The 13,453-nt window shown below is 33.7% G+C and carries 11 protein-coding genes; 3 read left to right on the forward strand and 8 right to left on the reverse strand.

Translation table 11 applies throughout. From position 1 onward, the window contains the following. The first annotated feature begins 4 nt into the window (after positions 1-4). Positions 5-295, forward strand: coding sequence for a hypothetical protein (locus tag COI44_RS11760; RefSeq protein ID WP_098428118.1), 291 nt, complete (start codon positions 5-7; stop codon positions 293-295). A gap of 16 nt (positions 296-311) precedes the next feature. Here the strand turns inward: COI44_RS11760 and rlmD are convergent, their stop codons facing one another. Together rlmD and COI44_RS11770 are read right to left on the reverse strand one after the other, a co-directional pair. Further along, positions 312-1,700: a 23S rRNA (uracil(1939)-C(5))-methyltransferase RlmD gene (gene rlmD, locus COI44_RS11765; RefSeq protein ID WP_098428119.1), complete on the reverse strand. Its 1,389-nt coding sequence runs from the start codon at positions 1,698-1,700 to the stop codon at positions 312-314. A 13-nt stretch (positions 1,701-1,713) separates the two neighbouring features. After that, positions 1,714-2,574, reverse strand: coding sequence for a DNA-3-methyladenine glycosylase family protein (locus tag COI44_RS11770; RefSeq protein WP_098428120.1), 861 nt, complete (start codon positions 2,572-2,574; stop codon positions 1,714-1,716). 660 nt (positions 2,575-3,234) lie between these two features. Between COI44_RS11770 and COI44_RS11775 the strand changes: the two genes are divergently transcribed. Then, positions 3,235-5,964 carry a bifunctional glycosyltransferase/CDP-glycerol:glycerophosphate glycerophosphotransferase gene (locus COI44_RS11775; protein WP_098428121.1) on the forward strand — a complete coding sequence of 910 codons (2,730 nt, stop codon included), beginning with the start codon at positions 3,235-3,237 and terminating at the stop codon, positions 5,962-5,964. Between the two features lie 55 nt (positions 5,965-6,019). Here COI44_RS11775 and pdaA read toward each other — a convergent pair whose 3' ends face one another. The 3 genes from pdaA to COI44_RS24170 all read right to left on the reverse strand — a co-directional run bounded on the left by pdaA (position 6,020) and on the right by COI44_RS24170 (position 9,316). Then, positions 6,020-6,820, reverse strand: coding sequence for a delta-lactam-biosynthetic de-N-acetylase (gene pdaA, locus COI44_RS11780; RefSeq protein ID WP_098428122.1), 801 nt, complete (start codon positions 6,818-6,820; stop codon positions 6,020-6,022). A 602-nt stretch (positions 6,821-7,422) separates the two neighbouring features. Continuing rightward, positions 7,423-8,946 (reverse strand): fumarate hydratase, encoded by a 1,524-nt coding sequence (locus COI44_RS11790; RefSeq protein ID WP_098428124.1) that lies wholly within the window; start codon positions 8,944-8,946, stop codon positions 7,423-7,425. A gap of 202 nt (positions 8,947-9,148) precedes the next feature. Further along, entirely contained in the window at positions 9,149-9,316 is a 168-nt protein-coding gene (locus COI44_RS24170) for an SE1561 family protein (protein WP_098230791.1), read from the reverse strand. 198 nt (positions 9,317-9,514) lie between these two features. Here COI44_RS24170 and yfkAB point away from each other — a divergent pair, with 198 nt between their 5' ends. Beyond that, on the forward strand, positions 9,515-10,642 hold the full coding sequence (gene yfkAB / locus COI44_RS11800) for a radical SAM/CxCxxxxC motif protein YfkAB (protein WP_098428125.1): 1,128 nt from the start codon (positions 9,515-9,517) through the stop codon (positions 10,640-10,642). A 121-nt stretch (positions 10,643-10,763) separates the two neighbouring features. Here yfkAB and COI44_RS11805 read toward each other — a convergent pair whose 3' ends face one another. The 3 genes from COI44_RS11805 to cax form a co-directional block, all read right to left on the reverse strand. Continuing rightward, positions 10,764-11,567 (reverse strand): YfkD famly protein, encoded by an 804-nt coding sequence (locus COI44_RS11805; protein WP_098428126.1) that lies wholly within the window; start codon positions 11,565-11,567, stop codon positions 10,764-10,766. A 90-nt stretch (positions 11,568-11,657) separates the two neighbouring features. Continuing rightward, on the reverse strand, positions 11,658-12,266 hold the full coding sequence (locus COI44_RS11810; protein WP_286163892.1) for a YczE/YyaS/YitT family protein: 609 nt from the start codon (positions 12,264-12,266) through the stop codon (positions 11,658-11,660). 25 nt (positions 12,267-12,291) lie between these two features. Next, positions 12,292-13,350 (reverse strand): calcium/proton exchanger, encoded by a 1,059-nt coding sequence (gene cax, locus COI44_RS11815; RefSeq protein WP_098428127.1) that lies wholly within the window; start codon positions 13,348-13,350, stop codon positions 12,292-12,294. Positions 13,351-13,453: the final 103 nt, after the last annotated feature.

A 13,453-nucleotide genomic window follows, 5' to 3' on the forward strand; every position in this document is an offset into this window, starting at 1 on the left:
TGATATGTATGCTGACCAAATTATATCTCGAGAAGAACTGGATGAATATAGAAAGCAGATAGACCAGGAAGTAGCTGAACTCGAAACAGCCAAGATTGAGTATCAAGAAAAGCTTGAAGAGTGCGAAAGTGAGAACTATGCAATTGATTTAGGAAAAAAGCTTAAAGACGTTTCATTACTAGATGATTTAACTCCTCAAATCTTGCACTCTTTGGTGAATAAAATAACCTGTAGCATTGAAGGTAATCTTCGTATTCATTACAACTTTGTAAATCCTTTCGAAGAACAAGAATAGGCAACAACCACAAGGGTTAGTTGCCTTCTTTTAAAATGAGTTGCGAGATACACTCCACATGTGCCGTATGCGGAAACATATCAACAGGCTGTAAATACTTCACTTCATAACTCTTACTCAATACCTTTAAATCCCTAGCCAACGTAGAAGGATTACAAGAAACATATACTAATTTCTTTGGTTTAATTTTTAATACAGTATTTAAAAACTCCTCATCACAACCAGTTCTTGGTGGATCAGTTATAATAACGTCTGGTTTCCAACCTTCTTGTAACCATTTCGGTAATACTTGCTCAGCTTTACCTGCTTCGTAATGAGTATTTGTAAAGCCATGGCTTAGGGCATTTGTTTTCGCATCGATGATTGCTTCTTTCGTTACGTCCATGCCTCGAACTTCTTTTGCGTCTTTTGCTAACCATAGTCCGATTGTCCCTACTCCACAATAAGCATCTACGACTTTTTCTGTTCCAGTAAGTGCCGCTGCTTTTTTGACTTCATCATATAGCTTAACTGTTTGTTCAGGATTTAATTGGAAAAACGCTCTTGCCGAAAGTTCGAATGATAAGTCTCCAAGCTTTTCTTCAATTACTTCTTCACCTGATAAATAGACAGTTTCACGACCAAAGATTACTGAAGTCATCTGATTATTAATGTTTTGCATTAAGCTTGTCACTTCAGGAATTCGTTTTTTAATTTCGCTGATTAGTTCATTTTTCTGAGGAAAATCTTTTGTTCCAGTTACAAGTACTAATTGGATTTGACCTGTACGTAAACCAACACGGGCTACGATTGTTCGAATTACGCCTTTATTTTTTCGTTCATTATAAACAGGGATATTTAAACGAGTTAAAATTTTCTTCACTTTACCAGTGATTTTATTTAAATCCTCATGCTGGATTGGGCAATGGCCAATATCGACAACGTTATGAGAGTTTTGTGTATATAGTCCAGCGATGATTTTATTTTTTTCTAGCCCAGCTTGAAGCTGACTTTTGTTTCGATAATTCCAAGGATTTTCCATACCGATCGTTTCTTTAATAGGTGTTTTTTCTAGTAAATCTTTCGCATACTTTTCCATTGCTTGGATAACAATGTCGCGTTTATATCGAAGTTGTCCTTCATAAGATGCATGCTGAATTTGACAGCCACCACATTTTTCGTAGATTTTACAAGTCGGCTCTACACGATCTGGTGATGCTTTACGAATACGTTGAATTTTCCCTTCAGCAAAACCGTTGTGAACATTCGTTACCTCTGCTACTACTTCCTCACCAGGTAATGCTCCTTTAATGAAGACTACTTGTCTTTTGAAGTAACCGACACCCTCACCATTTATCCCAATTCGTTTAATTGTTAAAGGAAAGGAATGTCCTACTTCTAATTTATTTTCTAACTGATTGCTCATATATACAACTCCATTATTCTATGCTCTTCCAAAGATAAAGGGCCGCGTAGCTTCCAAACGGAGAAACCTGATCCTTTACATAATCCATTATTTCTTTTGAAGGCTTTTCATCTAAATTTAAAAGCTTTTGAAGTGCGATTTGAATTCCAACATCACCAACTGGGAAAATATCTTTTCGACCTAGACCAAATAATAAGAAGTTTTCAACTGTCCAAGGACCGACTCCCTTAAGCTTGATTAACTCCTTAGAAATTTCCTCTGATGATAATGTCCGATAATCTTGATGACTTAAAACTCCTTCACTCCAAGCTTTAGCAATTCCAATCATGTACTCAGCTTTTCTCGTACTAAGCTGCAAATCTCTTAACTCATCTATTGTTAAATTAGCAATTATTTCAGGTGATGGAAAAAACCATGAATTACCAATTCTTTCACCGTACATTCGAACAAATCGTTTTGTTACTTGAATTGCAAATGTACGCTGTATTTGTTGATGAATAATACATGTAATTAAACAGGCAAAAGGATCATTCGAAACGGTAATTGGTGTATGTCCAAAAAGGTCAATTAGAGGAGAAATTGTAGTTTGTCTTAAATGATGATGTAGTTCTTCAAATGCTGTCTGCCATTGCAAAATAGTCGCAACTTCTTCGAGAATTTTCTCTTTATTTTCATGTTCACTAATAACTTCAAACTGAACAGGTGCATCATTTATTTTCTTAACCTTTACAACTACTTGATCCCCATCAATATACAGTGGAATACTTAACCGCTTTTCAGCAGAATGCACTGTAAAAGTAGGTTCATGCTCTAATCTCTTTAAAACTTCTTCCCATTGATATGGTGTTTCTAAAGCAACCTCTTCCTTCCACATTCTCCCGTTCCTCCTTAATTACTCTGAAGTGTATTATAGCATAACAAGTACCGCTTAAGAAAATTTGTGTGAAACGCAAAAAACTAGAGAAATAATCTCTAGTTAAGGTGTGCATAAAATCTGATTATCAGACTGATTGCAACCGCTTGTCTTTCGAGGCGCGAAGCCTGGTGAGGAGCGGGTTACCTTTGACGGTAATGAGCACCGCAGTCAGGCGAAGCAACGAAGAAAGCGAGCGTTTGGCGGGCAGTCTGAAGAAATGCAAAAAAAGCTTGGGGACTAGTCAAGCTTTCTTTGACACATTAAATTTTAAGGGAATGGGGAAACTTTCAAGTCCAATCAGGTTTCAAAACTTATCAAATATCGCTACAATGGTGTTGATATTTGCTATACTTAAATGATAACGATTATCATTATCAAAGTCAAGTGTTCAATGAAAATAATTTTAATCTTTTTTCTATACTTTTTATAGCTACTCTCTCAAAACTATTATTCATCTCTACTCTCTTCTTCCTTAAAATATCTCCAGAAGAAATTGGAAATAATACAAGTACGATACCTACTTACCATTCATAAATTATGTTCTTCCGAAGACGCATTAGGTTATAATTTATGATAAACTATTTAATTGAAAGTAGAGACTAGTGAGGTAAGACTATTATGGAAAAAGCAAAAGTTAGTGTAGTCGTTGTTGCACATAATCATGAAGATGTCTTAAAAGATTGCCTAAACAGTATACAAGGTCAATCATTAACTGATATTGAAACGATTATTATAGACAACGGTTCATCTGATAATAGTAAAGAAATAATTGAGAAATATACAAATTCACATAAAAATATTCGGTTCATATCATTAGAGCTAATGGCAAAAAACAAAGCACGTAACATAGGTTTACATGAAGCTAATGGAGAGTTTGTGGCATTTATCGATGCGGATGATATTGTAAATCCTTCAGCCTATGAAAATTTATATAACAGTGCAATCAAGGATCATACTGATATAGCTTTAGGAAACATACAATTATTCAATGGTACAAGAAAATGGGAGCACCATGAATTAAAATCAATCATAAAAAAAGATTTACCAACATTACGTGAATTTCATAAACATCCAGAACTTCTGTTAAATCCTTCTATTAAAAATATGATTATAAAAAGAAGTTTAATACTCGACAATCAATTGAAATTCAATGAGCTTTTAACAGAACAACAAGATTTATTATTTACTCAACAATCTTTTATTTGTTCAAATAAAGTTTACGTAACTTCAGATATCGTCATAAAAGTGAGAGATTTAACAAACAGTGATGTTATTAAACAAACTAGTACGTTAGAATTTTTTGATAACCTTCTCGTTACTCAAACTGAATTAATAAACTATTATAATCTGAAAGATATCACCTCTCATTACTCGCATGTTGAGAAAAAATTATGGGATTATTATTTAACATCTTTACTAACAAAGGCATATTATTTCCCTTCTGAACAGTACAATGAACTTTTAAGGATTTCATCGGATTTTGCTAAAAACTTATCTGAAAATCTAATGGAAAATAATACTTCTAAAATTAGTAAAGTATTTTATACTATTTTTCTTAATCAAAATCCAGAAGAATTTCATTTATTGATGACTCTATTATCAGATCGTACCTTACAAAAAGGAGCAGTGATAATCGAGGGAAAATATTATCATTATTTTGCAAAGTATTTTCCGAAATATAAAGAATACCTAGAAATTAAGGAATTTAATTTACATCAAAAAATTGAAATCCTCTCTTTACGAGGTGACCGCTTACAAGTTGGTGGCTTCGCATTTATCGAGGAAATTAATAATGTAGAATCTATTAAGGAATTACAGTTTAAAAATAAATCAAATGGTCAGCTAATTACAGTTACACTCGAAACTCTTGAGCGTTCTGATTTGTCCTATCTTTTCTCAAAAAATAGTATCAATTATAGCGATGGTGGCTATAAAACAACTACACTTGAGCTAAGTAAAATTTTACCTGATGGCGATTATGAAGTGTTTATTTCAGTAAAAGTTGGAGATATTTCATTAAAAAAACCACTTCATATTTTCTATTTTTCAACAAAGGCAAATTCAAAACCAGCTACAACTAAAACACATAGTATCGTACCTTATTTTCCAAAGAAAAATTTACACATTCGAATCAAAAAAACAGGTCTACTTGGAAAATTAAAAACAAAGATCCAAAAAACATTCCGTGATATCGTTTATGAGTTTGGATTACTCGTACTAAGAAGAGAATGGAAGTCATTCCTTATTTTTTACCTTTACCGTTTAACCCAAAGATACTATCGAAATAAGCATATTTGGTTAATTGGAGAACGAAAAGATACGGCACAAGATAATTCATACCATTTATTCAAGTACATTCAGCAAAATAAAATAAGAGATAACTGCTACTATTTGATTGATAAAAAGGCAAAGGATTACGAATATATAAAAGAATTCGGAAACATTGTACAATATGGAAGTTTAAAGCACACACTTTACTTATTAACTTGTGATAAAACAATTAATGCTTATTCAGAACGTGCCAACATGTACACGCATGAGTATTTACAAGTTTTAAAATGTCATCCTGAGTGGCAGCAAAATCAAAAAATCCTTATTCAACATGGCGTTATTGGAGTTAGTCGTGTAAATCATGTACTGAATAAAAATCGAATGGGCTATTCATTATTTATCGTTTCATCTGATTTTGAAAAAGATCATATTGTTAACGAATTCGGTTATGCTGAAAATGAAGTGGCCGTTACAGGATTGGCTAGATGGGATGCGCTTGAAAATACCGGAAATGGCAAAACCATTTTAATTATGCCAACATGGAGAAACTGGAATAAAAGTACTCAACAATTAATGAACTCTGAATACTTTAACCGTTATTTTTCTTTACTAAGTAATCCCGAGTTACACCAAATCTTAGAAAAAAATGATTTAAATATCATTTTCTATCCGCACTACCAGACTCAAATTTATATGAAGGATGTTCCAGATTTCCATAAAAGAATAAAAGTCATCCGTCAAGGAGAAGAAACCGTTCAATCACTATTAAAAAGATCAGATTTACTAATCACTGATTACTCGACAGTTTCATTTGATTTTTCATATATGGAAAAACCAGTTATTTTCTATCAATTTGACTATAAGCGATTTTATTATGAGCATTACAACCAAGGACCAATTACACAAGACTTACTTTTTGGAGAAGTTGTAACTGAAGAAGAGCAAGTTCTTAACGGTATAAAAAAATTCGCTAATAAAGATAAACAATTCCTAGAAAATACAGTTGAAAATCCATTTGTCATCAAAACACGTAAGCAACATGCAAAACTAAACTACGAAGCAATCGCAAACCGTTAAGTGTAAAAAAGCTAATGATTAAAGCAGTTAATAAAACTACTTAATCATTAGCTTTTTATTTTTTAGGTAGATAAAAGCTCGGATCAAATCCGCTTCTCTCCATCATTAAGTCATCTAAGCTTTTAAATTGATACCCTCGTTTATGTAGGCCAGTAATAATTGCATCCATCGCTTCTGCATTATCCTTCGATACAGTATGCATTAATATAACTGCTCCAGGGTGAATCATTTTCATCACATTATCATAAGCATATTTCCAACCTCTTTGTTGATCAACCTTCCAATCAACATATGCTAATGACCAGAAAATATTTTCATATCCTTGTTTATTAACTAATTGCAAAGTACGTTCGCTAAAAACCCCTCTTGCAGGTCTGAAATATTTCATATCCGATCGGCCGGTCAATTCCTGGTATGCCATTTTAACTTGTTCCAATTCTTCAATAATCTTTTGATCACCAATCGTTGTCATATCAGGATGACTCCATGAATGGTTTCCGACTATATGCCCCTCATTAACCATTCGTTTCACTAATTCAGGATTTTCCTTAATGTAATGCCCGGTTATAAAAAAAGTCCCGTGAACACCATGTTTCTTTAAAACATCCAAAAACTTTGGTGTAAAGCCATTTTCATACCCATTGTCAAAAGTTAAATAAACATCTTTTTTTGTAGTATCCCCTAAATAAACTGATCCCGTATTTGATACCAATTTATTAAGTTGTTCACCAGCATCAGGTGGAGTCTCATTTTTAGCAGGAACAATCCCCCAGCCATGTGGCGTATTACTGTAAGCAAATGTTGTACCAGGAAATACTAAGAAGAAAGTAAGAATATATACAATAATTTTTTTCAACTTATTCACCTCACTTAAAAATAGTATCTGTAAATAAATTAGAAATATGAAAAGAAATACTGCACTTTTGATATAAAACTAAATTTTTTTAACAAGGATTTTTGAAGAATTGGAGATACGGATTCGTTTTTCGATTTAATCTGAACTTTATTGAACTTAGGACCATTAATTTACCCTATAATTAAAATTTTTCTTCATGATTTAACTACTTATTTGCACTCTTTGAGGGGCTTATTTGCAGTTTTCATTAATTTAATTGCAGATATAATTTTTTTATTTGCAGTTTTCATATTTTTAATTGCGGTTTTCGTGATTTTATTTGCAGCTCATTGTTTATTTGCCTATCCACATTTTTAATTGCAGTTCTCAATCTGTTATTTGCACTAACCATATTTTTATTTGCAGTTTTCATTCCCTTATTTGCAGCTCATTGTTTATTTCTAATATCCACATTTTTATTTGCGGTTCTCAATCCTTTATATACACTATCCACATTTCAAGCCTTTATTTGCAGCTCCGTCCCTATATCCGAAGCCTCTTCCCCTCAACCCAAAACAAAAAAGCAATGCCAAAAAAATGACATTGCCCATAAAACTCAATTATTAAAATACCTTCTCAGCCATAGTAGCTAATTTCTCAAGTGAACTCTTATCTACATCTTTATGCAATGAATTACCATGAGAATCCATTGTTACTACTGCTTTGAAGTCTTCAACTTGTAAGTGCCACATAGCTTCAGGAATACCAAACTCTAGGTAGTTTACGTCTTTTACTTCTTTAATACATTGTGAGTAGTATTGTGCTGCTCCACCAATTGCATTTAAATAAACGCCGCCGTGTTCTTCTAGAGCTTTTAATGTTTTTGCACCCATTCCGCCTTTACCGATTACAGCGCGAATGCCGAATTTTTTCATGATATCGCCTTGGTATGGCTCCTCACGAATACTTGTTGTTGGACCAGCTGCTTTAATGTGATATTTGCCTTCTTCATCTTTTAATACAACAGGTCCACAGTGGTAAATAATTTGTCCATTTAAATCGACTGGACAATCGTGGTCTTTTAAATGATGGTGGATTGCGTCGCGTCCAGTGTACATCATGCCACTAATTGAAACGACATCTCCAACTTTTAAATCACGGATTTGTTCTTCTGTAATTGGAGCTACTAATTTGACTTCGCGTGGTGCTTTAGTCGTTTCATCCGTTTCATTTGTAAAGTTAATTTCTTCTCCTTCGCGGTATAGCCATTCTGAAATATTACCAGTTTCAGGATTGATTTTCATTCCTAAACGGCGGAATGCCCAGCAGTTATAAGCTACTGATACGAAGAAGCTCGCTGGTAGACGGTTCATTACACCGATTTTACAGCCAAGTAGAGTTGTTTCTCCACCAAAGCCCATTGTTCCTACGCCAAGCTTGTTAGCATTTTCCAAAATGTAATCTTCCATTGCTTTAAGCTCTGGAATTGAATTTTCATCATCAGATAATCGGAATAATTGATCCTTTGCAAGCTCATAACCGCTAGTACGGTCTCCACCAATACCAACTCCGATGAAACCTGCGCTACAGCCTTGTCCTTGTGCTTGGTATACGCTGTGTAAAATACATTTACGGATACCATCTAAATCACGACCTGCTTTTCCAAGTCCTTCAAGTTCACATGGTAAGCTGTATTGGATGTTTTTATTTTCACATCCGCCACCTTTTAAGATTAGGCGAATATCGATATAGTCACTCTCGTGTTGCTCAAATTTAACAACAGGTGTACCTGGTCCTAAGTTATTTCCGCTGTTTTTACCAAATAAAGAATCTACAGAGTTAGAACGTAGCTTACCATCTTTTGTAGCTTGTTCAATTGCAGCATAAATTGCTTCTTTTATCACAAGTTGGTTTACCCCAACTGGCGTTTTTACTTTAAAAGTTGGCATACCAGTATCTTGGCAAATTGGTGAAACATCACCTTCAGCCATCATGATATTGTTTGTAATCGTTTCCAATGCAATGGCGCTTCTTGTACCTGCAGTTTCACTTGCTTTAGCTTGTCTGATTGCTTTACGTACGTCTTTTGGTAGATTTGTTGATGTTTCTACAATTAATTGATAAATACTTTCTTGTATGTGTTGCATTCATGCTCCCCCTTAAAACCCTTTATAAAAATACTGAATGTTCCCCTCTTCATTATAATACAATTTTTAATAAACGGAATAAAAAAAGCCCTTCAGAATTAGTTTCTGATTTGGGCAAATATTTAGCTACTTCTATAGTTAACAATTAAACAATGTACACATTCTTTTCGCTTTCCAATAAAAAAAGCCCATTACAATGGACTCAATCTGGGCGATTAACTTCACGACATTTACTTTCTAAGTCATCTAGCACTGATAATAATTGATCTAGCTCTTCTAAGCTTACTTCTTCAGCTTCTAATGATTCGATAGTTTCCATTACTGAATTAAAACGTTCTTTAATATAGGATAATTGTTCTGTGTTTGACATGAAATGATCGTCCTTTCTAATACAATTGCTATTAATATTATACCCTTATTCTCCTATATATCGTAAACTTTCGACATTTTTTTAAATTTTAGGAAGTTATTCCTATACAAGGTTTCACTTTCTTTCTTATAATAGTTGAGGAAAATTAAATTAGTCTAATACTTATGGGTGCAGTTTTGTACCTAAAGGAGTAATCAAATGAAAAAATTATTACAACAAATCACGCCTACATATGATCCTTGGGAAGCGTATTTAGATGTTGAAGAGTATGGTAAAAACATACTTACAAATGTAGAGTTTACGACTACAACGATTTGTAATATGCGCTGTGAGCATTGTGCTGTCGGATATACTTTACAACCAAAGGATCCAAATCCACTACCTATTGAGCTAGTTTTAAACCGCTTAGAAGAGATTGAAAAGCTTCGTTGTATTAGTATCACTGGTGGAGAACCGATGCTTTCAAATAAAATGTTGAACGAATATGTTGTGCCTTTATTGAAATATGCACATGAACGTGGTGTACGTACTCAAATTAATTCAAATCTAACATTAGATTTTGAAAGATACGAAAAAATAATTCCTTATTTAGACGTGCTACATATCTCTCATAATTGGGGAACTGTTGATGAATTTGTAGAAGCAGGATTTGCGATGATGGATCGTAAGCCGACATACGCACAGCGTGCTAAATTATTCGAAAACATGATTGAAAACAGCCGACGACTTGCTGATGCTGGAGTTATGGTATCCGCTGAAACAATGTTAAACAAACGTACTCTTCCATACTTAGAAAAAATCCATCGTCAAATTATAGAAGAAATGAAATGTCAGAGGCACGAAATTCACCCTATGTATGCCAGCGATTTCGCTAGTACATTAGAAGTACTAACAAAATCAGAACTTCGCGAAGCAATTTCAACTTTACTTGATGTTCGTGATGAAAATATTTGGATGCTATTTGGTACTCTACCGTTTTATCCATGTAGCGATGATCAAAACGATTTAGATATCATTCAGAGATTATATAATAGTAAGAATGTAACTTTACGAAATGACCCTGATGGTCGTTCTCGCTTAAATGTAAATGTATTTGACGGTAGTATCATCGTAACTGACTTTGGTGATGTACCTCATTTAGGCAATATTCAAACCCATACATTACAAGAAGCATATGATACTTGGACATTATCAAAAACTGCAAATGAACTAAGCTGTCATTGCCCAGCAGTTAAATGCTTAGGACCTAATATTCTTGTAAAAAACAGCTATTATCCTGAAACTGATTTTTCAAATAGAAGTACTAAGATTTTAAAGGGAAATTAAATCCTAAAAAAAGCGCATGTCATATTTATGGCATGTTTTTTTGTACATAAAACGCAAGCTAAGTGTTTGTTCAAAAACAAAAAACCACAAGGAAAATAATCTTCCTTGTGGGATTTCTCTATTATCTAGGGTGTGGTGAAGCGAAATAACCAAATGAAACATAATCTTGAACAGGAATCCATGCACCTACACCTTGTGATACTACATTTTTAACTTGTAGAGTTCTTTTATTACCTTTTAGGATTAAATATACTTCTCCAAATGTAACTTTTCCTTTTTCATTTACTGCAGGAGCATAAGCATATAAATAGCCGAGTTGCTTTGGTGGTACATTATATACTCTCTCGTTTTTAGTTCCAGCTCCAACTACTGTTTGGAATGCAAGTGGGAGAGTTGTTTTCTCTGATGCATCATGCATCATTAAATTAATCACATCATCCGCATTCCTTACTTTAGCAGTTAATCCACCTTTAACAATCTGTTGCGAATTTTGGTAGTATTTTATTCGTCTGTACGCTTTTTCTCCCCTATTATCTAAAAAGTTTGTATTAATTTTTTTATATTGCCAATTGATTGTTGTCTCATTTGATTCGTAATTTAAAGGCCAAACCCCTAAGAAAATTTTCGCATTATAGCCTATTGCAAACGGTGCTTTGCTGACATAGGATTCATTAAACATACGAATGAGATTTGGATTCTCAATTTTTACATTTGATGAATCTAATAATTGCTTAGCTAATCCCCCTGGTTGAAGTTCTGGCAGGTCTTGAGTTGGATTAGGGTAAGTATTTTCTTTTGTCACATTTGCAGCTGAACGTGGGACTTTAATATCTGAATGAGCTGCAAAAGTTGTTTGTCCATTATTTAAAGAGATAATTAAAATTGCTATATTAAAAAGAACGAATGGCTTTAACCATTTAGACATATTCATGCCCCTTTCACAAATAAGGAAATTATTACTCTTAGCATGAACATTTTATGTAAATATATGTATTCCTTAAAATGAAAAATTTTGCTATGAACTCAGTTTAATAAATAGTTTCTCAATTGGACCCCTTAGCCTTTGCAAAATAGGTCCAATACTGAATGTAATTAAGACGGTTCCGATTCCAATTGGACCTTTTAGAAGAAATGCTAATACTAAAGCAAACACTTCACCAATTGTTTTTGCAACGCCTAAACTTACTCCGAACCGCTTATTTAGCGAAATCATTAAATCATCTATTGGACTTAACGGAAACTTAGCTTGCAAATAAATCGCAATACCTATAGTCATACTTAAAATGGCTAGTACTAATTGAATATATCTAGTGATCGTATTTGAATCAAAAAAATGCTCCGACTCTACAGTTAACCAAAAATCAAGAAATCGTCCAATTAAAATAAACGTAATCGCAGCAAGCCAATCCGGTCTTTTCTTTTGTAAAAAAGCATTTACAAACAACAGTATTGATGAGTTAATGATAATCCAATTTCCAACAGATAGGCCAAAGGTTTCCGATTCTCCAACAGCTAATGCATCCCATGCACTAGCTCCTAGTCCAGCTTTAATCGCTAAACTAATTCCTAAAGTTAAAAATAGTAATCCAATTAAATAAAATAGAATTCTTATTATTATTTTCAAGTATTACCACCTTCAATTTTTGTTTTTATAGTAAGTAGAAACCGATCCCCATAATCAAATAAGCAGCTAATAAGGTTAACCCTTCAAACCAGTTTGTATCACCGTCATTCATAATCGCAATTGTTAAAAATACGGAAGTGATCATCGAAATTAATTCCGGCATGGAAAATATTAATGGCATTCTTTCCCCAATAAACAATGAACAAATCACTAACACTGGCGCTACGAACATGGCAATTTGTAATGATGAACCAACAGCAATTTCTACCGAAACCCCTACTTTATTTTTATATGCCATCACAATTGCAGACGCATGTTCAGCAGCATTACCAACGATTGCAACAACGATTATACCGATAAATAACTCAGTCCATCCGAACTTATCTCCCACTGTCGTAAACGTGTGAACTAGCTTCTCTGAAACATATCCAACTGCTACAGTAGCTAACGCTAAAATAATCATGGCTTTCCCTGTTTTCCACTCAGCTTCTTCATGCTCTTCTACGATCTCTTGATTTTTAGCTACGTAAACCCCACGATGTGTAACTAATTTGAAGTAAAGTGCTGCTAAGTATAAAACCATTAAAACAATCGAAACACCTACACTAAGTGTCATCTTATCATTTGCAGTCATTTTAACTGAAAAAATTTCAGGAATGACAAAGGCTAGTACGACCGCAAAAATCAACAAACCTGAATTATGTCTCGCATCGTAAACATTAAAGCTTTGACGTTTATATTTTAATCCACCAATAAAAAAGGATAGTCCACCTACAAGTAGTAAGTTTCCTATTACAGAACCTGTTAATGATGCTAACACTACTTCCGATAAACCATTTTGTAATGCAAAAATCGCGATAATTAACTCTACCGCATTCCCGAATGTCGCATTTAAAAGTCCCCCAATTCTCGGACCAGCTGCAATCGCTAAGCTTTCAGTAGCTCTTCCCATAATGCCGGCTAATGCAATAATCGTTATACAGTAAATGATAAATAATAAAATCTCGCTCCAATGCATTAAGCTCCCAATTACCGATAATGGTACACCGATAAATGTAACAATAAAAAATAAACGATGAGCCATAATAACCTCCTAAATAAATTTCCTTATAAATATCATATGCAAAAGACTTAAAAAAATAGGTTTAAATGTAAAACAATTAACAAACACTTAAAGTGTTGATGGC

The sequence above is a fragment of the Bacillus sp. AFS088145 genome (genome assembly GCF_002564465.1).
Taxonomy (GTDB): domain Bacteria; phylum Bacillota; class Bacilli; order Bacillales; family Bacillaceae_G; genus Gottfriedia.